Genomic DNA, 22,526 nt, shown 5'->3' on the forward strand with positions numbered 1-22,526 from the left:
GAGGGACGCCTTCACGACCGAGGCCACCCGGCCTCCGTCGGCGCGGCCGGCGACGACGGCGCCCGCCGCCTTCATCACCTGGCCCATCTGCTGCATACCGGTGGCGCCGGTGTCCGCGATGGCGGCGGCGACGATGGCCGCGAGCTCCTCGTCGGACAGCTGGGCGGGCAGGTAGGCCTCGAGGATGGCGAGCTCGGCGTCCTCCTTGGCGGCCAGCTCGGGGCGGCCCGCGTCGGTGTAGGCGGTCGAGGCCTCCTTGCGCTTCTTGGCCTCCTTGGCCAGGACCTTGAGCACCTCGTCGTCGGTCAGCTCACGGGCCTCGGTGCCCGAGACCTCCTCGTTCGTCATGGCGGTGAGGGCCATGCGCAGCGTGCCGGAGCGCACCTGGTCCCGCGCGCGCATGGCGGAGGTGAGGTCGCTCTGGACGGTGGCCTTGAGGCTCTGGTCGGTCATGGGGCCAGTGTCGCAGGCGGTGGGTGCGGTCCCCAACCGTGTTGTCTGCGGGTTGTTTGCGAGGATGGGGCGCGATGAACACGTATCTGCGGACGGTGGGCGGGGTGGCTGCCCTCGGGGTGGCCGGACTCGGGTGGGCGAGCCTCGTGGAGCGGAACTGGTTCGCACTGCGCCGGTTCACCGTGCCGGTGCTGGCCCCCGGGGCCCAGCCCCTGCGCGTCCTGCAGGTCTCCGACCTGCACCTGGTGCCGCGCCAGCAGCACAAGGTGGAGTGGGTCCGCAGCCTCGCGGCCCTGGCTCCCGACCTCGTGGTCAACACCGGTGACAACCTCGCGGCGCACGACGCCGTGCCCGAGGCGCTGAGGGCGATGGCGCCGCTGTTCGAGTTCCCCGGGGTGTTCGTCCTCGGGTCCAACGACTACTACGCGCCCGTGCCGAAGAACCCTGCCCGCTACCTCACCCGCCGCCACGCGCACGCCCCCGCCAGCCGCATCACCCTGCCGGTGGAGGACCTCCGGGCAGGCATGGTCGGCGGCGGCTGGACCGACCTCGACAACGCCCGGACGGTGCTGTCGGTGGCCGGTTCCCCTGTCGAGCTCGTCGGCACCGACGACGCCCACATCCGACGCGACCGCTACGCCGACGTCGCCGGTCCCGCCTCCCCCACCGCCGCCCTGACCGTGGGGGTCACGCACGCGCCGTACCAACGGGTGCTCGACCCGATGGCCGCGGACGGGGCACGGCTCCTGCTCGCCGGCCACACCCACGGCGGCCAGCTGGCCGTCCCCCTGTATGGCGCGCTGGTCACCAACTGCGACCTGCCCACCAACCGCGCCAAGGGGCTGTCGCGGTGGTGGCCCGGTGCCGGGTCGGCGCCCTCGAGGCAGGCTCCGGCCGATGCCGCCTGGCTCCACGTGTCGGCCGGGCTGGGCACGTCGCCGTACGCGCCGGTGCGCTTCGCCTGCCGCCCCGAGGCGACCCTGTTGACCCTCGTCCCCCGCTAGCCACGCGCTGGTCCGGCGCCGGTCGGACGACTGTCGGCTGGGCCGATTGGGAGGCGCGGCAGGCCGTGGGCTATTCTTCCTTGTCGCTGCCGAAACCAGTCCCTGACCACGTCAGATCTGCTCGGGAGCGACAGCCACGGGGTGTGGCGCAGCTTGGTAGCGCGCTTCGTTCGGGACGAAGAGGCCGCAGGTTCAAATCCTGTCACCCCGACCAGATCGACCATGGTCAGAGGCCACCAACCACAACCTGGTTGGTGGCCTCAGCCATGTCCGCACGACCCATGTCGCAGGGCCGGCGATGAGTCTGCTTACCGACCGCGGTCCACCTCGCATGAACTCTTCCGCGTACGAGAAGGACCCCCGCGTGGACGCCTACATCGATGCCCTGCCGTCGTGGCAGCAGGTGCTCTGCCGACGGCTGCGCGACCTGGCCCACGCGGCCGACCCTGAGCTCACCGAGACGATCAAGCGCACGGTGCAGCCGTACTTCGTGCTCGAGGGGAACGTGTGCGCCCTCCTGGCTGCCCGGGACCACGTCAACCTGTTCGTCTACGACGGCGCGATCGTCGACGACCCCCACGGGTTGGTCACGGCCGGGCACCAGAACTCGACGGCACGCACGATCGGCTTCCGCGAGGGGGACGCGATCGACGAGCCTGCGCTGCTCGAGTTCCTGCGTCAGGTCATCGCGAACAACCGCGCCGGGGGCTGGCGAGCGATCAAGGGGCTGCGGTGAGGCGGGTCTGCGACCGGCGACGGGCGAGGGCCCGCCAGGCGTTCCGGAACATGAACCAGCGCCATCCGACGAGGACGACCCCCACAGCGCAGTAGCCGACCCGTCCCACGACGCCGTGGTGGCTCAGGAGGGCCGCGACGGGAACGCCGGCGACGATGACCAGCAGGACCAGCTGGGTCGCCATGGCCACGCGCAGCACCGTCGTGCTGGGCGGAGGCGTGTGGAAGGGGGACTCGGGGCCCGGGGTCGAGCCGAACCTGTCCGACCAGCTCGCCGGACCACGGGGCGTGGCGCCGCCCTCCACGTCGTCGGGACCGGGCGGCACACCTGCATTGTCGGCACACCCGGCTGCGCCATGCACCCCGGCGCCCGAGCCGGACGTGCCGTCATGCGCCGTGCCCACGACGACGCAGGAACCCTTCGACCGGTCGCGAACGCGAGGGCCAGGCGATGGTCCTCGCCCGGGCCGACTGACGAGCCGCCACACCCACCTGCCACAGGTTGCTGCCGTAGCCACAGGGTGCGCCCTGTGGCTACGGCAGCAACGTCACCTAGCAGAGGTTGCGGCCCACGGCGGTCCGGGACGTGGGACGGCTCTGGGACGAATTCGTGGGCCGGCCGCGACGCCGGGTATCGTGGGCGCTCGAAAGGGAGTAGTCCCCAATCGCCGCGTCGACACACTGACCCCCGGGTCCGGTGCGGTGGGCCACCGGATCTGACCGGTGGCGGACGAGACTTTCGACCAGTACACGAACCCATTTTTCGGACGTGCCTGGTCGAAGGGACGTCACGGACACGTTCTCCTCGGCCTGGCGGCTAGGAGACACGAACCCCATGTACGCCTTCCTGTTGAGCGCAGCAGTCATCTTCGTGGCCGAGCTCGGCGACAAGAGCCAGCTCATGGCGATGACCTTCGCCACGCGCTACACCGTGCGCCAGGTGCTCATCGGCATCACGGTCGCCACCGCGATCGTCCACCTCGCCTCGGTCGGGATCGGTGCCGTCGTCGGCAACTCCTTCGCCGACAAGCAGTGGATCATCTCGATCGTCGCCGGCGTCGCCTTCATCGCCTTCGCGGCCTGGACCCTGCGCGGCGACGAGCTGACCGAGGACGAGGCCGACAAGGCCCGTCGCAGCACCGGCAAGGCGATCGTCGCCGTCGGCATCGCCTTCTTCCTCGCCGAGCTCGGCGACAAGACCATGCTCGCCACCATCACCCTCGCCACCCAGGAGGGGTGGCTCGGGACGTGGATCGGCAGCACCGTCGGCATGGTCGCCGCGGATGCGCTCGCCATCGGCGTGGGTGCGGTCCTCGGCAAGAAGCTCCCCGAGCGCGTCATCAAGATCGGCGCCTCGGTGGCGTTCCTCGTGTTCGGCCTCATTCTCATCGCCGAGGGCCTCGGCTGGTTCTGACGATCACCGCCCACGCCCAGGTATGGCGCCCGCGCACCTCGCGTGGGCGCCATACCTGTGCGTGGGCGGTGTTCCGCCGGGCTGAGGGCCGTTCGACCGCCTGCGGGCCGTTCCCCATGTGGACCGTTCCCCGGCCGGGGGCGGCGTGACGGTCAGGAGGCGGACAGGTGGCCGCCGGCCACGGCGACGGCCGTGGAGGCTGCACGCTCAACCCCGTCCGCTGCGACGAACCCGTCGGCGGCGAACCGGGCCAGGAAGTCCTCGGCCGGGATGGGGCGACCCATGTAGTGGCCCTGGGCCAGGTCGACGCCCTCGAGCGCGAGGACGTCGAGCACGGCCGCGCCACTGACGTACTCCGCGACCGTGCGCTTGCCCAGGTCGTGGGCGACGCGCACCATCGACGACACGATGGCGCGGTCGGTCGGGTCGACGTCGCACCGGGCGACGAACTCGCCGTCGATCTTCACGTAGGCGAAGGGCAGGTGCTTGAGGTAGCTGAACGAGCCGAACCCGGCACCGAAGTCGTCGAGCGCGAACCGGCAGCCCTCCTGCCCCAGGCGTTCGGCGAACACCCTGGCCGCGGCGAGGTCGGGCACGATCGCCGTCTCGGTGATCTCGAGGACCAGTCCGTTGCCGTTCGCCCCCGAGCGGAGCAGGGCGGCCTGCACGACCTCTTCGATCTGGCTGTCACCCACCGAGCAACCGGAGAGGTTGACCGAGAGCTCGAAGTCGGGGTCGACCGCCTGGAAGCGCTGGAGCAGCGGGATCGCGCGCTCGAGGACCCACCGGTCGATGGCCCGGACGAGGCCGGACTTCTCGGCCTGCTGGAGGTACTCGCCGGGCGGCAGTGCGTCCGGCCCCTCACCGAAGCGCAGGAGCACCTCGCCGCCGGTGACCCGGCCACGGCCGATGTCCCAGATCGGCTGGAGGTGCAGGCTGAACTCGTCGTTGGCGATCGCGGTCTCGATGCGCTGCGTCCAGCCCAGGGTGGACGTGGCGCTCGGGCCGACCGTGCCACCGGCAGCCAGCACGGCCCAGCCGTCGCGACCGCTCTGCTTCGCCTGGTACATCAGGGAGTCCGCGTTCGTCAGGAGCTCCTCGGCCCCCTCGGGTCCCGTCTCCTGGGCTCCGATGACCACAGCCCCCACGCTGGCGGTGACGGCGTCGGCCGCTGCACCGAGCGCCGTGCTGTGGGCCCGGACCGCGGTCACCAGGTGCTCGGCGACGAGCTCGGTCCCCGCCTGGTCGGTCTCCAGGAGCAGGACCGCGAACTCGTCCCCACCGAGGCGCGCGACGATGTCGGTGCTGCGGACGCTCTGGCGGAGCACCTCGGCCAGCGAGGTGAGGAGGACGTCACCGGCGGCGTGGCCGAGGGTGTCGTTGACCTCCTTGAAGTGGTCGAGGTCGATGAGCAGCAGCGCGCCCCGCGGCCCGTAGCGACGGCAGAAGTCGAGGTGCCGGTCCAGCTCGACGGCGAAGCGACGACGGTTCGCCAGCCCGGTCAACGGGTCGTGGTCGGCGAGGTGGGCGAGCTGCTGCTCGTAGGTGTGCCGCTCGGAGACGTCGGCGACGTTGACGAGGAGCTCGTCCTCCTCGGGCGACCCACCACCGGCGAGGACCGTGCTGGAGAGGTTGAGGTGCACCTCACCCCCGAGTGGGGTGTTCACCGTCCAGTCGGTGCGTGCGCCCGCCTCACGGGTGGTGCAGGCGAGGAGCGTCGGTATGCGGTCGTCCTCGGCATCACCGAGGGCGGCCAGGGGCGTGCCCACGAGCTGGGCCTCGGTGCGACCGAGCAGCAGGCACAACGACGGGTTGACCTGGCGGACGAAGCCGTCCCGGCCGAGCACCGCGATGCCGTGGGGTGCGTCGACGAACAGGCGCTGGATGCGGTCGTGGCTGGCGCGCAGCAGTCGCTCGCGCTCGCGGTCACGGCTGACGTCGCGCGCCATGATCAGCACGGCCCCCGACGTGGTCGTCGCGCCCGGCAACGGGCTCACCCAGATCTCGTGCTCCGCCCCGGACTCGGGCGCGACCAGCTCGACGACGCCGTCACGTCCCCGCAGCGCGCCCTCGATGAGCGGCGCGAGCTTCGCGAAGCTCTTCGGCGTGAACGCCTCGGACACGTCACGGCCGGCCGCCGTGGCCAGTCCCTGACGACGCGCACCACCGCCGGTGGACAGCGAGACCTCGAGCGTCCGGTCGAGCACGAGCACCGCGGTGTCGGGGAGGTGGTCCATCGACAGGCGCCAGAGGGCCTGCGCCTCCTTGAGCTCACGACGCATCTCGACCGCCGCGGTGGTGTCGACGGCGACACCGAGGTAGCCGATGACCTCGCCCTCCTCCGACCGCAGCTCGGTCACGGCCAGTCGGACCGAGATGCGACGGCCGTCCTTGCGGACGTAGGTCCACTCGCGGCTCGGCATGTGGTTCTCGGCCAGGGTGGCGAAGACGGCGACACCCGCCACGACCCCGAGCTGGCCGGCCGCCTGGACGATCTCGTCGGCGTCGTGGATGAGCTCGTGCACCTTGCGGCCCACCGCCTCGGAGGCGTCGTACTTGAGCATGTCCTCGGCGCCGACGTTGAAGTTGGTGATGACCCCGTGGACGTCGACGCTGATGATGCTGGTCAGGGTGGCGCCACCCATGATGGCGCGCAGCTGGGCCGCAGCCTCGCGCTCGGCGCGGTTCTGGGCCGTCAAGCCCCTGATGACGCCCTGGATGACCGGCGCGGCGAGCAGCGCCACGGCCGACCACAGGACGGCCGGGCGCCACTCGAGCGGGACGGTCTCCCCCGGGGCTGCGATGAGGTTGGTCGCGAGCGACGGGCCGATGAAGGCGAGCACCGACAGGAACGCCGCCACTGCGAGGTCGCCCAGGGTCCCGAACAGGGCCAGCCACACGATCGGCACCGCGATCAGCGGCCCGACACCGGAGACGGCACCGCCGAGGGCGTCCCGCAGGAGGATCACGGACACCATCACCGCCAAGGGGGCCGTGGCGTCGACCCACGAACGCTGGCGGCGCCATACCGACAACGCCCCGAGGGCGAGCCCGCAGACGAGCAGGGCCAGGGCGACGACGGCCTCGGTGTTCAGCCGGGGTGAGGGGAGCAGGGTCGCGGCCAGGGAACCGGCGACGAGCACACCGAAGGCGATGCCCTCGTTCCGGCGGGGGCGCGCACCCGTGGCCGACTGCGCGACATGGCGCAGGGTCGGGGGCAAATCGCGGGGGCTCACGGGGCCTCGGTCCGGGTCTGGGTCTCGGGTTGGGTCTCGGGTTGGATCTCGGGTTGGGGCTCGGCCGGGATGGGGATGAGCTCGTGGATGTCGGCGCTCGAGTCGGCGCCGTCGTACGCCCAGCTCGGCTTGAGCAGGACGAGGTCGGGCAGCACCCACCGGGGACCGATGTAGCCCTCGAGGGCGGCCACGAGCCGCTCGAGGTAGGGCAGCGAGGTGTCCGGGGTGACGTGGCCGACGGGGAGCTGCGGTCGGAACCGGCGCCGGTCGACGTGCAGGCCGAGGGCCTGGACGACGTCGGGGATGGACCGCGCGATGCTGACGAGGCGGTCGACGTCGCCGACCAGCGGGGTGGCCACCGAGAGGTCGCCGGGCGCCGTGAGCGCGAGGCACCCCGCCATCTGCAGCCGAGGGGGCGGGGCCCACTCCTTGGCGGCCTCGGTGAGCTGGGCGACGAGCCGGGCCGCGTCGGCGCGGGCGAGGTTGCCGAAGCTCGTGACGTGCACGTGCATGTCGTCGACCGAGACGGGCGCGAACTCCTCGGGCCGTCCCGGGACGGAGCGGACGAGGTCGACGAGCTGTTCGACCGCTTCACGGGGAGGGAAGAACGCCGCGTGCAGGAGCACGGGACCACTCTCCTTCCAACTCGGCGGTTACGGGGCGACCGCGACCCGGGCACGGGTCGCGCGTGCCGATGATAGGCGCCGAATGCGGCGGTTCAGCGTTGTTTGGGCCGTGGGACGACCAGTACCAGCCGATCGGACGAGGAGGTTCCGACCGCTGGTCGGCGACGAGCCCGGCTGTGGCAGGCCTCTCCCACCGCGCATAGGGTCGTCCCATGCCACAGACCGTCAAGGGCGTCATCGCCCGCAGCAAGGGTGCCGACGTCGAGCTCGTCGACATCGTCGTGCCAGACCCCGGCCCCGGCGAGGCGGTCGTCCAGATCCAGTCGTGCGGGGTGTGCCACACCGACCTGCACTACCGCGAGGGTGGCATCAACGACGAGTTCCCGTTCCTGCTCGGGCACGAGGCTGCCGGGGTGGTCGAGGCCGTCGGCGAGGGCGTCACCGACGTCGCGCCCGGTGACTTCGTCATCCTCAACTGGCGCGCGGTCTGCGGACAGTGCCGCGCCTGCGCCAAGGGCAAGCCCTGGTACTGCTTCAACACCCACAACGCCAAGCAGAAGATGACGCTCGAGGACGGCACCGAGCTCTCCCCAGCGCTCGGGATCGGCGCCTTCATCGAGAAGACCCTCGTCGCCGCCGGCCAGTGCACCAAGGTCGACGCCGAGGCGGACGCCGCCGCCGTGGGCCTGCTGGGCTGCGGGGTCATGGCCGGCTTCGGCGCGGCCGTCAACACCGGTGGCGTCGGCCGAGGCGACTCGGTGGCCGTCATCGGCTGCGGCGGGGTCGGCAACGCTGCGATCGCGGGTTCCGCCGTGGCCGGCGCGACGACGATCATCGCCGTGGACGTCGACGACCGGAAGCTCGAGGGCGCCAGGGCCTTCGGCGCGACCCACACGGTCAACGGCAAGGACGAGGACGTCGTCGAGCGCATCCGCGAGCTCACCGGCGGCTTCGGTGCCGATGTCGTCGTGGAGGCCGTCGGCCGTCCCGAGACCTACGAGCAGGCGTTCTACGCCCGCGACCTCGCCGGCACCGTGGTCCTCGTCGGGGTCCCGACCCCCGACAAGGAGGTCACCCTGCCGATGATCGAGATCTTCGGTCGCGGTGGTGCCCTCAAGTCCAGCTGGTACGGCGACTGCCTGCCCTCGCGCGACTTCCCCATGCTCGTCGACCTCTACCGCCAGGGCCGGTTCGACCTCGACGCCTTCGTGTCGGAGCGGATCGGGCTCGGCGACATCGAGGGCGCGTTCCACAAGATGGAGCGCGGCGAGGTCCTCCGCTCGGTCGTGGTCCTGTGAGTGACTCCGGTATGCCGTCGATCGCCCCCTCCCCGGGCGGCGTGCGGGTCGACCGGCTGGTGACCTCGGGCCAGTTCGAGCTCGACGGCGGCAGCTGGGACGTGGACAACAACGTCTGGGTGCTGGGTGACTACAAGGAGTGCGTCATCATCGACGCCGCCCACGACGGCCGCGCCATCGTGAAGTCGATCGACCGCGAGCGCCGCGTCATCGGGGTCATCTCGACCCACGCCCACAACGACCACATCAACGCGGTCGGCGAGGTCTGCGACGGCACCCGCGCCCCGGCATACCTGCATCCTGCGGACCGGATGCTCTGGGACGAGCTGTATCCCGTCACCCCCGACCACGAGCTGGCCGACGGCCAGGTCGTCACGGTCGGCGACGTGGACCTGCACGTCATCCACACGCCGGGCCACACCCCCGGCTCGTGCTGCCTCTACGCGCCCGCGCTCGGGGTCCTGTTCACCGGCGACACCCTGTTCAACGGTGGACCGGGCGCGACGGGACGCTCCTGGAGCGACTTCGGGACGATCATCGAGTCGATCCGCGACAAGGTCCTGACCCTGCCCGACGAGACGGTCGTCCTCACCGGGCACGGTGACTCGACCGTGATCGGCGCCGAGGCACCGCACCTGCAGGAGTGGATCGACCGCGGCCACTGAGCCGGCGCTCCCGCGCGAGGCCTGCAGGACGTAGGGGCCTGGAGACCTACAGGACGTACAGGCCGAGCATCACCAGGAGCACGGCGGCGGCGTAGAGGACCACGGTGGCCCCCGCGACGGCGACAGCGGTGTGGCTCACCCACCACCGTGACGTGTGGTGGGTCGGGTGCAGCTGCTGGATGGTGCGCATCGGCGTGCCCCTCTCGTCGGGTCCTGCCCTGTCGTTCGAGGCTACGCCGGGTCCCTGCACCCTCGTGAGCGCCACGCCGCCGCGCTCCCGGGGTGCGCCTCAGCCGCGGTAGCTCTCCACGACCTTGGGGTCACGCACCTGCGCGGCCGCGGGGTCCTCGCCGAACTCCCGCTTGGCCCGGCGCTGCCGCAGCAGGTCCCAGCACTGGTCGAGCTCGACCTCGATGGAGCGCAGTCGCTGGTTCTCCTCCTCGACGCTGATCTCGCCGGACCCGAGCTTCGACCGGAGTCCGTGCTCCTCGTCGATGAGTCCCTTGATGTGGTGCTGGATGTCGATGTCGTCGGCCATGTGCCCACTATCGCACCGGCCCCTACCGCTGGCGAGGGTCCGCTGCTTTCATGGTCGGGTGGCACCAGCACGTGTGCCGAGCGGGAACCCTGTGGCCGGCACGGTGGTCGCGGGTGGCGGGCTGGCGTCCCTGGCCGCCGCCGTGGCGCAGGTCGCCCCCGCCGTGGGCGGTCACGCCGTGGTGCTGACCCGCCTCTCACAGCCGACCCCGGTGGCGTCCGCCGTGGTCCACGAGCTGGTCGACCTCCTCGTCGAGCGCGGCGCCGGTGACGTCACCATCGGCTTCCGGCTGCGCGCCCACGACCGCGACCGCGGCCACGACTCCGTCGTCGAGCTGGCCCGGCTGGCCGGCCTGGGAGGACGCACCCCGCGCGGACACCCCTACGACGTGGTGGACCTGGCCATCGACGGGGACCACACCCTCGCGCCTCCTGCGAGCGTCCTGCACGGGTGCGCGGTCTCCACCGTCTGGGCCGGGGCCGGCACCCGGGTGCTCCTCGGTCGCGCCGTGACCGACCTGCTCGACGGGTATGCCGCCGCCCTCGACCCGCTCCTGCGTGCCGGCGAGGAGGTGGCCGGGGCCGCTCCTGCCGACGTCGTCGCCGACCTGCTCGACCTCGTGCCGCCCCAGCTCGTGGTCGTCGACGCCCTCGAGGCCGCCGTGGGTCCGGACGGCGGGCGCCTGCCCCGGCTGCTCGACACCGGCGCCCTCGTCGTGGGGACCGACGTCCTGGCCGTGGACGGAGCGGTCGCGGGGCTGCTGGGACAGGACCGCAGCAGCTCGCGGTTGTTCGCGGGCGCGTTGGCCCGGCGCGGGACAGGACCCGGGGACGGCCGGGTCCACGGGTTCGGGGACGGCCGCGGTGGCCCCTCGACCCGTTCCGGGGTCCGCGGGGCGGTCGTCCCGTTCGCCGGCACGCACGGCCCGCACCCGGCCGCTCGGGCGGCAGCGGTCCGCCTGGCGGCCGACCCGGAGCTCGAGCGGGTCCTGTCGGCCTCGATCGGCGGCCCGGACCCCGGGGCCGCCCCCGCCGACCCGGTGCTGGCGGTGGTCCGCGCCGTGCTCACCCCGCTGGTCGAGGCGGCCGCCGACGGGGTCGGGGCGTTCGCCCTGTCCGGGGTGGTCGACGCGGTCGCTGCGACCGCCCACGGGGTCCGCGCCTGGCAGACGGGGCTGGACAAGTCGGCGGTGCCCCGACGCGTGGTGCCCCTGGGGTTCGACCCCGGGTCGCTCGACGGCAGTGCCTACGACGGGCTGCCCGAGTTCTTCGCCGAGTTCGACGCCCTCGTCGGAGCCATGACGCCTCCAGCGGGTGGCGACGAGGCCCTGCGCTGGCGAGTGGTCGACGGTGCGACGGTCTTCGAGACCACGCGTGACCTGCCGGCGGACTTCGACGCGTTCGTCGCCCGCGTCGACGTGGCGGCCGGGATCAGCCTGATGGCCGACTACCTCGGCGGGAGGAGGGTCACGGTGCCCGGTGGTGCGCCCGGCACCACCCGCCAGGCCGAGCGCAACCTCTACCTCCCGCAGCCCAACTACCTCGCCCTGTGGGGTGGGGAGCCCATCGACGTCTGCAAGGTCGAGCTCGTCGAGCGCGGCCCCGAGGAGCACCGCCTCACCTGGCGAACTCTCCACAGCCCCAACGGTTCTGCTGTCTTCGACGACGGCTCCCTGACCTTTTCCCGGAGCGCCCGCGGCACGCTGGTCCGGGTGCGTGGGCGTCAGCTGTTCAGCCTGCCACCGTCGTGGGCCGGGATCGACCTGGCGGCCCTGCCCGAGCTCCGTGAGCCGTTGCTCGAGGAGGCCTACCGACGCTTCTTCACGACCACGTTCGACAACCTGGAGGCCTGTTTCGAGGGACGTGAGTTCCGCATCGGCAGGCCTCCCACGTCACCGACCGACCCCCTCCTCACGCGCTCCCTGGAGCTGCTGCTCGGCGCTGCCCGCTCCTGGGTGGACGACCGGGCACCCGAGGCCGCCCGGCCCGACAGCGCGGACGTCGACCTGCACGGCTTCCACCACGTCCGGGGCTCCCGGTGAGGGTGGCGGTCACCGGGGCCACCGGGCTCGTCGGCGGCCGCGTCGTCGAGGCCGCACGGGCCGCGGGGCACGACGTGGTGGCCGTGACCCGGCCGGGTTCGGGCGACCCGGGAGCACCCCTGCTGGTGGGAGGACTCCCGGTCCCCCGCAGGACCGCGGACCTCACCGACCAGGGGGCGCTGGTCGCTGCGCTGGAGGGGTGCGACGGGCTCGTCCACTGCGCCGCCGTCTACGCGTTCGGTGCAGCCCGGGCACAGGAGGTCAGCCGGGTCAACGGCGACGGCACCCGGTCCGTCCTTGCCGCTGCGGCCCGGGCAGGGGTGCGAAGAGCGGTCGTCACCTCCTCCTCGGTGACCCGTGGGTCGTCCGGCGCCGCCCGTTCGCGCACCGAGCACGACGTCCTCGGTGACGAACCCGCCCCCGCCTACTACGCCAGCAAGGTCGCCCAGGAGGAGGTGACGCTCGAGGCCTCGTCCGCACACGGCATACCCGTCGTGCTCGCGTTGCCGACGGTGGTCCTCGGGGGTCCGTTCGCGCGGCTCGCCCCGAGCAACGCCATCGTGCTGCGCTACCTGCTCGACCCCACGCGGAGCACCTTCCCCGGGGGCTGCAACGTGGTCGACGTGCGGGACGTGGGGGCCGGGCACGTCGCGCTGCTCGAGCGCGGCACCCCCGGCGAGCGCTACCTGCTCGGTGGCGAGGACGTCACGTGGCGCACGCTGCACACGTTGGTGTCCGACCTCGCTGGCCTGCCGGGACCCTTCGCCGAGCTCGATGCACCGAACGCCTGGGCGGTGGCGGCTGCGAGCGAGTGGTGGGCGTCGCTCACCGGGGCCTCGCCGCTGTCGACCCGCGACGAGGCCACCACGGTCGGCCGGTTCTACTGGTACTCCAGCGCGAAGGCCACCGACCTCGGGTATGCCGCGCGGCCGGCCCGCGCCGCCGTGGCCTCGTCCCTGGCGTGGTTGGCGGTGGGTCCCGACCTGCCGCGGTGGGCGAGGGAGGGGCTGCGCCTGCACCCGGAGGTGCGGGCCGCCCGCGAGCTCGTCCCGGCACCCCTCGTCGAGGCCGACGCCGTCAGTCCGCGACCTCGACGGTCACCTCCAGCGTGGCCTCGTCGCCGCCGCTGACCTCGATCGTGCCGGTGTAGCGCTGTCCGGGACGGACCAGGTCCGGGTCGAGGTCGGCCTCCACGCGGACGTGGTGCTCCTCGCCCGCACCGATGGTCACGCGCTCCGGGTCGACGCGCAGCTCCAGCGCCACCACGGTGCCGGTGGAATCGCGCAGCTCGCTGGCGGCGAGCTCGATCCGCCGTGGTCGGGGATGGCGGTTCACGACCGTCACCGAGGCCTGCGCCACCTGCCCGGAGGCGGCACGCAGGAGGACGGGCACGACCGCAGGGGCACCATCGCCGGTCCCGCCGGTCCCGCCGGTCCCGTCGGCCGCACCGGTCGCGGTGGCGGTCGGGGGCGGGGCGGTCCGTTGGCCCGGCCGGGCGCGGCTCCCGCGCGACCCCGCGCCGGCCGTCGTCGACTCGCTGATCACCCGTCCCGCCGCCCGACTGCCCAGGGCCAGCAGCTCACCGGCGTAGTCGAGTCCGAGGGCTCCGACCTCCCGCCAGTACCGGGCGCTCTCCCTCGTGACGGCGTCGACGTACGCCCGGCCGGTCGCCGTCCGGTCGACCTCGCCGGACAGGGTCGCCCGACCGAGGTCGATCGACTGCCTGGCCAACGACGACTGGGCCTGCAGGGCCGCCCGCGCCAGCTCCGTGATGCGGGCCAGGGTCTCGTCACCCCCACCGGTTCGTTCACTCATGGGTCCACCTCTCCTGGCAGCAGCATCCACAGTCACAGCCCACGTCGACCGCGTCGCAGGCCGCTGGAAGGACGACCACGGCCACCCGCTGGGGGCGCGCGCAGCCTTCGAACCGCACGTCGGCGTACGCCGTGGCACATCCCTGCACGTCACCGATGTCGCGGCCCTGTCCGCTGTTGCGCAGGGCGTCGAGCCTCGCCTGCCGCGCCTTGAGCGCCTCGTCGGCGTTCGTGGCACTGGTCGGCGCGGCAGGGTCCTGGGTGCCTGCGTCGGTCTTCGTGCCGTCGTCCTTCGTGCCGGGGTCGTCCTTGGCCCCCGGCCGGACGGCCACGAGGAGGCGGACGACCCGGTCCTCGCACCCGGCCAGCACGATCGACTCCTCCTCAAGCACCGCCCGGATGGCGAGGTCCTCGCCGTCGCAGGAGTGCCACGGGCCGACCTCGAGGGACACGGGGCGCTCACGCCGCCACGGATTGCGCAGGTGGAACGGCACGACCCGCATCTCCCCGATCCGGGCGTGGACGATGACGTCGGCGTCCGGCACGCAGCAGCGGCACGGGTCGTCGCAGCCGCAGCCCTGGGACCCCTCGCGGTGTTCGTCACAACCGCAGCCACAACCACGGCCATGAGAGTGACGGCGGCCCCGGCCGCCTTCTGCGCGCTCACCACAGCCGCAGCCCCGGGACCCCTCACCGTGCTCACCGCAGCCGCAGCCGTGGGGGCGACCGCGGCCCGCTCCCCCGTGCCCGTGCTCGCCGCAGCCGCAGCCCTCGGTGCACCGACCTCCGTGGTCGTGGTGCCGGCCCCGGTGCGGACCGGGTGGTGCCGCGGGGGCGGGGGTGAGCCAGGGCGCCATACCCCCCGCGGGCGCCCAGGCCCGCGCCCACTGGTCCCAGGCGGTCGTCGACTGGTCGACCCACTGCTGCACGGCCTCGGTGACGCCGTCGCGCAGGGTGGCGAGGTACTCGGGTGCGGTGGTGCTCATGACGGTCTCTCCGATGCAGTGCGGGGAAGGACGACGACGTCGAGGTCGGCAGTGCCGACGGGGACGCGGGCGGTGTGCCGACGAGTGGGGTCGAGCCCCTTGGGCACGATGACGTGCGCGGCGACCCGCACCGTCGTGCCCGGCTGGACCACGACCGGCTCGAGGAGGGCGAGGTCGATGTCAGGGCCGGGATCGGGTCCACCGTCGTCGGTTCGCGCACGTTGCAGCGCCGCGAGCGGCACCTCGACGTTGCCGTCGTTGCCGACGGTGAGGGTCAGCTCCTGCGTGCCCTCGGTCGCCAGGACCCGGCGAGGGCTCACCCTCAGTGCCACGGTGGGTTCGACCCGAAGGACGACCTGCCGGCGCAGGCCGCCGACCTCCACCTCTGCCCGGTGGTCCCCCGGCGGGGTGCCCGGGTCGAGCCGCACCGACAACGGCACCTCGGCCGTGGCCCCGGGCGCGATGACCGCGGCCGCGGAACCCACGACGGGGTCATGCCCCTCCCGGTGGAGCGCGAGCCCACGGATGGCGAGACGCTGGTCCACCGCGTTCTCGACCGACACGGTGGCCCGCAGCTGCCCGGGGGGCCCGGTCAGGACGATGCCGTCCTCCACGGTCGCAGCTGCCGTGGCCGCCGTGGCCGTCGTGGCAGCGCGGGCGGCGCGGGCGGCGTCCGGTTTCGGGGCGGCGCGGGCGGCGCGCGCAGCGCCCGGCTTCGGGGCAGCGGTCTTGCGGCGGGTGGTCGGCACGGTGGCGTCCTGGCTCAGAGGTCGATGACGACGGGTCCGCGGTGCTCGGGCCGGATGTGGGCCGTCGTGCTGCCGCGCACGGTGATCGCGAACAGCTCGAGGCCGAGGACCGACCAGCTCCACTGCTGGTCGTACGGCACGCACACCTCGGTCGCCGGCGGGGGGCCGAGCTCGAGCCGGACGCAGGTGTCGACGGCCACCGGCTTGAGGTCGACCGAGGCGGTGGTGTCCACGCTCGACGCCGAGTCGAGCCGCGAGGTCGTGTTCACCGTCGACGTCGTCGTGACCGGTGCCAGGGTGATCGCCGAGTCCGTGTGCACGGTGTTCTCGCCGTTGTTGGTGTTCGTCGTCCCGCCGGCCAGGGTCAGCTTCATGTCGTCGAGACCGGCCAGGGTCGAGTTCACGTCCGCCGTCACGTCGGAGGTGAAGGTGTTCCCGCCGAAGACGGTGGTGTCGATCGTGTAGTCGGCCATCAGGGTGCTCCTGCCGGGCTGGAGGTCTCGGGACTGACGAGGTAGGAGTGGTGGAACCCCAGCCGGGGGTCACCCCACGGCGCGAGCCCCGGGTCGAACTCCTGCAGCTCGGGCATGACGATCCGGTCCCGCACCTCGAGGGACGGGTAGTCGTAGACGGTGATGTGGTTCTGACCACGGTTGGCCGTGAACAGCAGCGTCTGGTCGGCCGAGAGCTGGCAGGCGTAGATGCCGTCCACCAGGGCGCCGCGACTCACCCGCAGCGACTCGGCATACAGGTGGGCGTTGCCGAACACGTTGCCCCGCATGAAGGACTCGGCCATCGAGCTGGCCGACTGCCTCGTGAGCGCCAGGCTCTCCAGCGCACCGGGGTGCTCGTCGATGAGGCGGTGCTGACTGAGGGTCAGCAGGTCGACGAACACCACCGTGTGGCTGCCACCGGTGCAGAAGATGAGCTCGGAGTCCGAGATCGTCACGTCCGAGTTGATGTGGGCCGGCAGGTCACGGTCGGCAGCCCAGTGCCGCACGACCCGCCCCTCCTCCGCGTCGATCTCGAATGCGTACTGGCGCAGCCAGGCCATGCCCCAGTGCTCCCAGTCCGAGCGGTCAGCAGGGTTGACCCTGAAGGAGATCGCGTAGAAGACGTCGAGGACGGGATGGCACACGACGTGCCAGCAGGTCGTCGGCAGCTCGATCCGCCTGACGTCACCGGTGACGGTGTCGAGGATGCCCACCTCTCGCGCCTCGCCGCGCGTGGGGTGGTCCATCCCCCCGTAGACGATGTACCGGCCGGATGCCGTGCGCTTCATGGCGTGCGGGATCTTCAGGCTGTGCGGCGCGAGCTGCTCGGCCTTGGTGAGCCGGTTGACGTCGAACTTCCACAGGTGCTCACCGATCGACGTGACGAACTGGGTGTCGTCGAGCCAGACCAGGTGGGTGCTTCCCTTGATCGTCGTGTCGGGAACCTCGAACCGCAGGGTGGAGACGCGGTCGGCCTCCTCGAGCGTCGCGAGGTCGTAGAACAACAGGTGCTGACCGGTGTTGCCCAGGAAGCCGATCCGACGGGTCGGGTCCACGTTGGGTGCGTGCCCGCCAGAGGCACCGGCGAAGTACGTGACCTTGTAGGCGTGGTCGCCCGTGACGGGGTCGTAGTGGAAGAGGCAGACGCCGGCCCGGCCCTCGAGCCCGTTCAGCCCGTTGCCGTCGAGGGCGACGTGAAATGCGTATGGGTACGTCCGCATAGGTTCCCCGGCCTGCTGCACCACCCGGTGACCCCACCGGCCACCAGAACTCACGGTAGCGGCGCCCCCAGCGCACCGATAGGGCCCCACAGCAAACGATCATGGCCAATCCCATTCACCCGCAAGCGAATTCGCGCCCGATCCGTTGTGCTTTGTGCCGGTATGACGAGTGTGCGACTCTCCCGACCACGCCGCCCTGCGACGGGAGGTCAGTTCTCGCAGCCCACACCGTCACCGTCGCGGTCGAGCTTGCGGGAGTAGCCGGGGTCGCCCACCGAGATGGGGTCTGCACCGGCGGCCCGAACCGCGTCGCAGTTGGCGTAGTAGACGTCGGCCTGCGCAGCACTTGCCGCCGCGGCAGCATCGGCGGCCGCTCTGGCTTGCGCCGCAGCCACCTCCTTCGCCTTGGCCTTCGCCGCGGCCTCGGCCTTGGACTTCGCCGCAGCAAGCGCTCTCGCCTTTGCCTGCGCGACCGCTGTCGCCTTCGCCTTCGCCGCCGCGGCAGCCTTGGCCTTGGCAGCCGACTCGGCCTTGGCCTTGGCGGTGGCCAGCGCCTTGGCCTTGGCGGCCGCGACGGCCTTGGCTGCCGCGGCAGGGTCGGCCGTGGCCGAGGAACGTGTCGACGGCGTCGCAGCCTGGGCGGCGAGCGGTTGAGCGTCGGCCGACAGCTCGACCGTGTCGGCCCCGCCGCATGCAGCCGTCATCGCGATGACCATGACGGCCAGACCTGTCTTGATCGTCCAGGTGTTGCGCATGTTTTTCCCCCAGGTGAATTGGTGGGGACAGTACGCGCCGATTGTCGCCTTGGCGCCGGCTTTCGCGGCAACAGGTCCTTCCGGACCAGCGCGTGGTCGCATCCACCCGCGTCGGGTCGGTTAAAGACTTGGTCAACTACGTCATCTGGCGTAACCCCGGGTCCACGACGGTCGATCACCACGGTGGAAGGAACCAGTCCCCCCGAGCAGCAAGGAACCTGACATGGCCCGCACGCTTCCCATCAGGCGCAAGGTCCTCGGTGCCGGCGCAGCCGCCGCCGTCCTCGGCGCCATCGGCTTCAGCGCCGCCCAGGCCGCCACCAGTCCCGTCTCGCACGCCCGACCGGCGGTGTCCGTCACCACGTCCTCCGACGACACGGCAGAGCCCACGGAGTCCGAGACGACCGAGCCCACCGAGACCGAGACGTCCGAGACCTCCGAGCCCACGGAGTCCGAGACGACCGAGCCGACCGAGACCGAGACCTCCGAGCCGACCGAGACGTCTGCGACCTCGGAGGCCACGCACGGTGACCACTCGCACAGCGGCCACTCGCACACCGCCACGGCCACCGAGACCGGTGACGACAACGGCGACGACAACCGCGACGACGCCGACGACCAGGGCGAGGACCAGGGCGAGGACCAAGGTGACGACCACGGCCACGATGCCACCCACACCACGACACCCACGGCCAGCTCCACGACCACCACGCACGACGACGAGGGAGACGACCAGGGTGACGACGGTGACCACGGTGACCACGGCGGCGACCACGGCGGCGACCACGGCGGCGACGGCGGCGACGGCGGCGACCACGGCGGTGACGACTGACCGGGGACCACTTATCCCGGGACTGCACACGGCGGGTCGGACGCTGGGACCCTGAACCCGTGCATCCCGTCACCGACGAGCTGGTCGCCGCGGCGACAGACGGCGAACCCGGGGCGCTGCGCTCGATCTACGAGGCGCTGGCGCCCCGGGTTTCGGGGTACCTGCGGTCGCACGGGTCCAGCGATCCCGAAGGCCTGACGCAGGACGTCTTCCTCACCCTGTTCCACCGGCTGCCCGACCTCACCGGTGGTGCGGCCGGGCTGCGGACCTTCACGTTCTCCCTGGCTCACGCCCGTGTCGTCGACGAGCTGAGGACCCGGCAACGGCAGCCGGGCAGCGTGCCGTACGAGCCCGAGACGGACCAGCGGACCAGCGACTCGGCAGAGACCGTTGCGGTGCGCACCCTGGGCACGCAGCAGGCACTGGCCCTCGTGGAGGGCCTCAACCAGGGACAACGCGACGTCGTGCTGTTGCGCGTCGTCGCCGGCCTCAGTCTCGAGGAGACGGCCACGACCCTCGGCCGTTCCGTGGGATCGGTCAAACAGCTCCAGCGCCGCGGCCTGCTGGCCCTGCGAGCCACCGCACACGACCTGGGCGTAACCCCGGGAACGGATCGACGATGACACCTGACGACATGACACTCCCATCCCAGCCCGGTGACGACTCCCTCGACGAGCGCACCGCCGAGGGCATCCTCTGCGGGGACCTGCCCTCGGGCGACGCAGCACTGGATGCTGCCCTCGACGCGCTGCGGGTCCTTGGCCAGGACCCCGCCCCCGAGCCCGTCGGCGAGCTCGCCGTCCTGCTGACGTCCGGGGCGTCCGGCGCGTCCGGCGCATCCGGCGCATCCGGCGGAGGATCCGCGGTGCCGCGGCCCGCTGACGAGCTCGGCCGTCGCCGTCAGGGGCATGCTCGTCACCTCGCCACGGGGACGACAGCAGTCGCCGGCATCCTGTTGGTGACGGCCACCGCGGCCGCGGCGATCGGTGGCTTCCGGGCCGAACGGGCCCCGGCGTCACCCACCCTGCCCCCCGCCGTGGTCGTGCACCCCGGGAGCCCGCACCCTGCCGGCACGACGCCGAGCAGGCTCCCGGTCGTCCCCCCGATGCCCGAGGCCACCGGTGGCCTTGCCGGCGTCGGTGCCGACAAGCCCACCGACGACCACGCCGACGACCATGCAGGCGACTCCGCGACGACTCCTCGCGACGCGAGCTCCCACGGTGCAGCAGCGGCCACCACAGGTCGCCACGGCGACGAGAGCCAGCACGAGCAGGGCCGGGACGGCGAGCACGGTGATGGGGACGACGACCAGGCCTCCTCGGTCCCCCGGACCTCGGAGTCGCCCGACGACGACGCGAGCTCCGCATCGCACGGTGACGACACCGACGAGAGCACCGGGACCAGCACCCACGGGGGTGATGACGACTCGGGCGAAGGGAACGACACCTCGTCGGACGACGGCTCCGGACGCAGCGGTTCGGGCAGCGGCTCCGGCGGTTCGGACGATGGCGACCGTGGGTCCGACGTGGCGCAGGGAGCGCCCCTCACCAGTCCGTGATGGTCCGGCGATCGACCGGCGACCCGTCCCCGCGCGGCACGTCCATCGTCGGTGGGCGGCTCAGCCCTTGAGCTCGGGGAACTGGTCGTCCCGGAACTCCTCGGACAGCGACCGTCCACCGTCGAACGCGCGCTGCTCCCGGTCGCGCAGCTCCACGCGGCGGATCTTGCCCGAGATGGTCTTGGGCAGCTCGAAGAACTCCACCCGGCGAACCCGCAGGTATGGCGCGAGGTGCTCACGCGCGTAGCCGAGGATCGCCTTGGCCGTCTCGGCGTCCGGCTCCCACCCGGCCGCCAGCGCGACATACGCCTTGGGGACGGCGAGCCGCGTGGGGTCGGGGGCGGGCACCACTGCCGCCTCCGCCACGGCAGGGTGTTCGATGAGGACGCTCTCCAGTTCGAAGGGGGAGATCTTGTAGTCGCTGGCCTTGAAGACGTCGTCGGTGCGGCCGATGTAGGTGATGTAGCCGTCCGCGTCCCGGGAGGCGACGTCGCCGGTGTGGTACCAGCCGTCAGCCATCGCGTCGGCCTGGCGTTGCGCGTCGCCGAGGTAGCCGGTCATGAGGTTGACGGGGTGCTTGGACAGGTCGAGGACGATCTCGCCCTCCTCGCCCTCCACCCCCGTCAGGGGATCGACGAGCGCCACCGGCACCCCGGGCATCGGCCGGCCCATCGAACCCGGCTTGAGGGGTTCCCCCGCGATGTTGCCGATCTGCAGGGTCGTCTCCGTCTGTCCGTACCCGTCCCGGATGGTCAGGCCCCATGCCTTCTCGACCTGGCTGATGACCTCGGGGTTGAGCGGCTCCCCGGCGGCCAGCAGCTCGCGCAGCGCCCCGCTCCCGCCACCGAGGTCGGCCTGGATCAGCATGCGCCACACCGTCGGCGGCGCACAGAACGTCGTCACCCCGGCCCGGCGGATCTGGTCGAGCAGCGACGCCGCGTCGAACCGCGCGTAGTTGTAGACGAAGATCGTCGCCTCGGCGATCCAGGGGGCGAAGAAGCACGACCAGGCGTGCTTGGCCCAGCCCGGCGAGCTGATCGCGAGGTGCACGTCGCCGCGACGGCCGCCGATCCAGTACATGGTCGACAGGTGGCCGACGGGGTAGGAGACCTGCGTGTGCTCGACGAGCTTGGGCTTGCTGGTCGTCCCGGACGTGAAGTAGACGAGCAGCGGATCGGTCGCAGCCGTGACTGTCTCGAACGGATGTCCTTGCGCGGCATGGGAGTCCGCGTAGTCGTGCCAGCCGTCGCCACCACCCACGGCGACACGCAGGTAGTCCCCGGGCACCTCCTCGAACTTCGCGGTGTCGGCGAGGTTGGCGACCACCACCCGCGCCCCGCCACGGTCGACGCGGTCACGCAGGTCGGCCGGCCCGAGCGCCGCGGTGGTCGGCATGATGACGGCACCCAGCTTGGCGACGGCCAGCATCGTCTCCCAGAGCTCGACCTGGTTGCCGAGCATGAGGAGCACGTGGTCGCCCTTGGAGACCCCGAGCCCGGACAACCACACCGCCACCTGGTCCGAGCGGGTCGCCATCTCGTCGTAGGTGATCCGCTGCTCGGAACCATCCTCCTCGACGACCCACAGGGCCAGCCGCTCGTTCCCTCGCGCCACCGCGTCGAACCACTCGACCGCCCAGTTGAACGTCTCACCCACGTCCGGCCAGCGGAACTCTGCCAGGGCCCGCTCGTGCTGCCCGGAGAGGCTGACGAGCTGGTCACGTGCCGATCGGTATGCCGCGGTCGCGGGTGTGGTGGCCATGGCACCTGACCCTCCTACGGGACCGCAGGCACCGCAAGGGCACGGCGACCGCCCCACCGTCCCTGGCGGGATGCGGGGCGGGGTCACGCTGGTTCCTGCGCAGCCCGTCGGGCCAGGAGCTGGTCATAGCTGCCCAACGTCAGGTCCCACTGCACCCGTTCACCCCCACCACCACCGCCGCTGCTGGCACCTCCGCTGCCGGCACGTCCGCCGCTGGTACTGCCGCCGGGGTCGCGCACGACCTGTCCGGCCAGGCGTCGGGAGTGCACGATCGTGTGGTGCCGCCCGCACAGCAACGCCGCATTACCCAGGTCCGAACGACCGAAATCGGCCCAGTGCACCAGATG

Annotated in this window: 23 protein-coding genes, 1 tRNA gene and 1 pseudogene; 11 read left to right on the top strand and 14 right to left on the bottom strand. The window is 72.1% G+C overall.

Annotation, left to right across the window (positions count from 1 at the left end):
* The coding region (locus ASD62_RS09680) for a GatB/YqeY domain-containing protein (RefSeq protein ID WP_056915778.1) at window positions 1-453 on the bottom strand (453 nt) is incomplete at its 3' end.
* A gap of 74 nt (window positions 454-527) precedes the next feature.
* Between ASD62_RS09680 and ASD62_RS09685 the strand changes: the two genes are divergently transcribed.
* The 3 genes from ASD62_RS09685 (at window position 528) to ASD62_RS09695 (ending at window position 2,193) form a co-directional block, all read left to right on the top strand.
* Window positions 528-1,457 (top strand): metallophosphoesterase, encoded by a 930-nt coding sequence (locus tag ASD62_RS09685; protein WP_056915779.1) that lies wholly within the window; start codon window positions 528-530, stop codon window positions 1,455-1,457.
* Window positions 1,458-1,594: 137 nt separating this feature from the next.
* A tRNA-Pro gene (locus ASD62_RS09690) sits at window positions 1,595-1,671 on the top strand.
* Between the two features lie 150 nt (window positions 1,672-1,821).
* A complete protein-coding gene (locus tag ASD62_RS09695) occupies window positions 1,822-2,193 on the top strand; it encodes a DUF1801 domain-containing protein (RefSeq protein WP_235530674.1) in 372 nt (123 codons plus the stop codon).
* Here the strand turns inward: ASD62_RS09695 and ASD62_RS09700 are convergent.
* Window positions 2,177-2,518 carry a hypothetical protein gene (locus ASD62_RS09700; RefSeq protein WP_056915781.1) on the bottom strand — a complete coding sequence of 114 codons (342 nt, stop codon included), beginning with the start codon at window positions 2,516-2,518 and terminating at the stop codon, window positions 2,177-2,179. The two genes, ASD62_RS09695 and ASD62_RS09700, sit on opposite strands and share 17 nt — an antisense overlap.
* A 509-nt stretch (window positions 2,519-3,027) precedes the next feature.
* On the opposite strand from ASD62_RS09700, the gene ASD62_RS09705 reads away from it, so the two are divergent.
* Window positions 3,028-3,606, top strand: a complete 579-nt coding sequence (locus ASD62_RS09705) for a TMEM165/GDT1 family protein (RefSeq protein WP_056915782.1) — start codon at window positions 3,028-3,030, stop codon at window positions 3,604-3,606.
* Window positions 3,607-3,758: 152 nt separating this feature from the next.
* Here the strand turns inward: ASD62_RS09705 and ASD62_RS09710 are convergent, their stop codons facing one another.
* Window positions 3,759-6,842, bottom strand: coding sequence for an EAL domain-containing protein (locus ASD62_RS09710; RefSeq protein WP_157581421.1), 3,084 nt, complete (start codon window positions 6,840-6,842; stop codon window positions 3,759-3,761).
* A complete protein-coding gene (locus ASD62_RS09715; protein WP_056915784.1) occupies window positions 6,839-7,468 on the bottom strand; it encodes a 2'-5' RNA ligase family protein in 630 nt (209 codons plus the stop codon). Before ASD62_RS09715 ends, ASD62_RS09710 begins: the two co-directional genes overlap by 4 nt.
* Before the next feature lie 212 nt (window positions 7,469-7,680).
* Here ASD62_RS09715 and ASD62_RS09720 point away from each other — a divergent pair, with 212 nt between their 5' ends.
* Window positions 7,681-8,766 (top strand): S-(hydroxymethyl)mycothiol dehydrogenase, encoded by a 1,086-nt coding sequence (locus tag ASD62_RS09720; protein WP_056915785.1) that lies wholly within the window; start codon window positions 7,681-7,683, stop codon window positions 8,764-8,766.
* 11 nt (window positions 8,767-8,777) lie between these two features.
* A complete protein-coding gene (locus ASD62_RS09725; protein ID WP_056915786.1) occupies window positions 8,778-9,431 on the top strand; it encodes an MBL fold metallo-hydrolase in 654 nt (217 codons plus the stop codon).
* 46 nt (window positions 9,432-9,477) lie between these two features.
* Here the strand turns inward: ASD62_RS09725 and ASD62_RS20095 are convergent, their stop codons facing one another.
* Together ASD62_RS20095 and ASD62_RS09730 are read right to left on the bottom strand one after the other, a co-directional pair.
* The gene (locus ASD62_RS20095; protein ID WP_157581422.1) at window positions 9,478-9,621 is read right to left on the bottom strand and encodes a hypothetical protein; all 144 of its coding nucleotides are present in this window, start codon (window positions 9,619-9,621) and stop codon (window positions 9,478-9,480) included.
* Between the two features lie 99 nt (window positions 9,622-9,720).
* On the bottom strand, window positions 9,721-9,969 hold the full coding sequence (locus ASD62_RS09730) for a DUF2630 family protein (RefSeq protein WP_056915787.1): 249 nt from the start codon (window positions 9,967-9,969) through the stop codon (window positions 9,721-9,723).
* Between the two features lie 58 nt (window positions 9,970-10,027).
* On the opposite strand from ASD62_RS09730, the gene ASD62_RS09735 reads away from it, so the two are divergent.
* Window positions 10,028-12,010: a hypothetical protein gene (locus tag ASD62_RS09735; protein ID WP_157581423.1), complete on the top strand. Its 1,983-nt coding sequence runs from the start codon at window positions 10,028-10,030 to the stop codon at window positions 12,008-12,010.
* On the top strand, window positions 12,007-13,140 hold the full coding sequence (locus tag ASD62_RS09740; protein WP_162254760.1) for an NAD-dependent epimerase/dehydratase family protein: 1,134 nt from the start codon (window positions 12,007-12,009) through the stop codon (window positions 13,138-13,140). The genes ASD62_RS09735 and ASD62_RS09740 overlap by 4 nt, the downstream gene beginning before the upstream one ends.
* Here the strand turns inward: ASD62_RS09740 and ASD62_RS09745 are convergent.
* The 6 genes from ASD62_RS09745 to ASD62_RS20670 all read right to left on the bottom strand — a co-directional run bounded on the left by ASD62_RS09745 (window position 13,088) and on the right by ASD62_RS20670 (window position 18,028).
* The gene (locus ASD62_RS09745) at window positions 13,088-13,825 is read right to left on the bottom strand and encodes a hypothetical protein (RefSeq protein ID WP_056915790.1); all 738 of its coding nucleotides are present in this window, start codon (window positions 13,823-13,825) and stop codon (window positions 13,088-13,090) included. The genes ASD62_RS09740 and ASD62_RS09745 overlap by 53 nt on opposite strands.
* Window positions 13,818-14,810 carry a hypothetical protein gene (locus ASD62_RS19740; protein WP_082580676.1) on the bottom strand — a complete coding sequence of 331 codons (993 nt, stop codon included), beginning with the start codon at window positions 14,808-14,810 and terminating at the stop codon, window positions 13,818-13,820. Before ASD62_RS19740 ends, ASD62_RS09745 begins: the two co-directional genes overlap by 8 nt.
* Window positions 14,807-15,559 (bottom strand): hypothetical protein, encoded by a 753-nt coding sequence (locus ASD62_RS09755; protein WP_056915792.1) that lies wholly within the window; start codon window positions 15,557-15,559, stop codon window positions 14,807-14,809. Before ASD62_RS09755 ends, ASD62_RS19740 begins: the two co-directional genes overlap by 4 nt.
* 14 nt (window positions 15,560-15,573) lie before the next feature.
* Complete coding sequence (locus tag ASD62_RS09760; RefSeq protein ID WP_056915793.1) at window positions 15,574-16,032, bottom strand: hypothetical protein; 459 nt, start codon at window positions 16,030-16,032, stop codon at window positions 15,574-15,576.
* On the bottom strand, window positions 16,032-17,273 hold the full coding sequence (locus ASD62_RS09765; RefSeq protein WP_056915794.1) for a hypothetical protein: 1,242 nt from the start codon (window positions 17,271-17,273) through the stop codon (window positions 16,032-16,034). Before ASD62_RS09765 ends, ASD62_RS09760 begins: the two co-directional genes overlap by 1 nt.
* 209 nt (window positions 17,274-17,482) lie before the next feature.
* Entirely contained in the window at window positions 17,483-18,028 is a 546-nt protein-coding gene (locus ASD62_RS20670) for an excalibur calcium-binding domain-containing protein (protein WP_056915795.1), read from the bottom strand.
* A gap of 223 nt (window positions 18,029-18,251) precedes the next feature.
* On the opposite strand from ASD62_RS20670, the gene ASD62_RS09775 reads away from it, so the two are divergent.
* The 3 genes from ASD62_RS09775 to ASD62_RS09785 are packed head-to-tail and all read left to right on the top strand — an operon-like array spanning window position 18,252 to window position 20,418.
* Window positions 18,252-18,860 (top strand): hypothetical protein, encoded by a 609-nt coding sequence (locus tag ASD62_RS09775; protein ID WP_056915796.1) that lies wholly within the window; start codon window positions 18,252-18,254, stop codon window positions 18,858-18,860.
* A 59-nt stretch (window positions 18,861-18,919) separates the two neighbouring features.
* Window positions 18,920-19,483 carry an RNA polymerase sigma factor gene (locus ASD62_RS09780; RefSeq protein ID WP_056915797.1) on the top strand — a complete coding sequence of 188 codons (564 nt, stop codon included), beginning with the start codon at window positions 18,920-18,922 and terminating at the stop codon, window positions 19,481-19,483.
* 11 nt (window positions 19,484-19,494) lie between these two features.
* The gene (locus tag ASD62_RS09785) at window positions 19,495-20,418 is read left to right on the top strand and encodes a hypothetical protein (RefSeq protein WP_157581424.1); all 924 of its coding nucleotides are present in this window, start codon (window positions 19,495-19,497) and stop codon (window positions 20,416-20,418) included.
* A 60-nt stretch (window positions 20,419-20,478) separates the two neighbouring features.
* Here ASD62_RS09785 and ASD62_RS09790 read toward each other — a convergent pair whose 3' ends face one another.
* Together ASD62_RS09790 and ASD62_RS20675 are read right to left on the bottom strand one after the other, a co-directional pair.
* Window positions 20,479-22,179 (bottom strand): AMP-binding protein, encoded by a 1,701-nt coding sequence (locus ASD62_RS09790; protein WP_056915799.1) that lies wholly within the window; start codon window positions 22,177-22,179, stop codon window positions 20,479-20,481.
* 83 nt (window positions 22,180-22,262) lie between these two features.
* Window positions 22,263-22,526, bottom strand: a pseudogene (locus tag ASD62_RS20675) (hypothetical protein); the annotation flags it as partial.

Source organism: Phycicoccus sp. Root563 (assembly GCF_001427915.1).
Lineage (GTDB): Bacteria > Actinomycetota > Actinomycetes > Actinomycetales > Dermatophilaceae > Pedococcus.

Excerpts from the sequence above, each read along its gene's own strand:
- ASD62_RS09745 (WP_056915790.1), bottom strand. The coding sequence starts at position 13,825 with ATGAGTGAACGAACCGGTGGGGGTGACGAGACCCTGGCCCGCATCACG.
- ASD62_RS09705 (WP_056915782.1), top strand. The coding sequence starts at position 3,028 with ATGTACGCCTTCCTGTTGAGCGCAGCAGTCATCTTCGTGGCCGAGCTC.
- ASD62_RS09785 (WP_157581424.1), top strand. The coding sequence starts at position 19,495 with ATGACACTCCCATCCCAGCCCGGTGACGACTCCCTCGACGAGCGCACC.
- ASD62_RS09775 (WP_056915796.1), top strand. The coding sequence starts at position 18,252 with ATGGCCCGCACGCTTCCCATCAGGCGCAAGGTCCTCGGTGCCGGCGCA.
- ASD62_RS09720 (WP_056915785.1), top strand. The coding sequence starts at position 7,681 with ATGCCACAGACCGTCAAGGGCGTCATCGCCCGCAGCAAGGGTGCCGAC.
- ASD62_RS09760 (WP_056915793.1), bottom strand. The coding sequence starts at position 16,032 with ATGGCCGACTACACGATCGACACCACCGTCTTCGGCGGGAACACCTTC.
- ASD62_RS09790 (WP_056915799.1), bottom strand. The coding sequence starts at position 22,179 with ATGGCCACCACACCCGCGACCGCGGCATACCGATCGGCACGTGACCAG.
- ASD62_RS09725 (WP_056915786.1), top strand. The coding sequence starts at position 8,778 with ATGCCGTCGATCGCCCCCTCCCCGGGCGGCGTGCGGGTCGACCGGCTG.
- ASD62_RS09685 (WP_056915779.1), top strand. The coding sequence starts at position 528 with ATGAACACGTATCTGCGGACGGTGGGCGGGGTGGCTGCCCTCGGGGTG.
- ASD62_RS20095 (WP_157581422.1), bottom strand. The coding sequence starts at position 9,621 with ATGCGCACCATCCAGCAGCTGCACCCGACCCACCACACGTCACGGTGG.
- ASD62_RS09730 (WP_056915787.1), bottom strand. The coding sequence starts at position 9,969 with ATGGCCGACGACATCGACATCCAGCACCACATCAAGGGACTCATCGAC.
- ASD62_RS20670 (WP_056915795.1), bottom strand. The coding sequence starts at position 18,028 with ATGCGCAACACCTGGACGATCAAGACAGGTCTGGCCGTCATGGTCATC.
- ASD62_RS09765 (WP_056915794.1), bottom strand. The coding sequence starts at position 17,273 with ATGCGGACGTACCCATACGCATTTCACGTCGCCCTCGACGGCAACGGG.
- ASD62_RS19740 (WP_082580676.1), bottom strand. The coding sequence starts at position 14,810 with ATGAGCACCACCGCACCCGAGTACCTCGCCACCCTGCGCGACGGCGTC.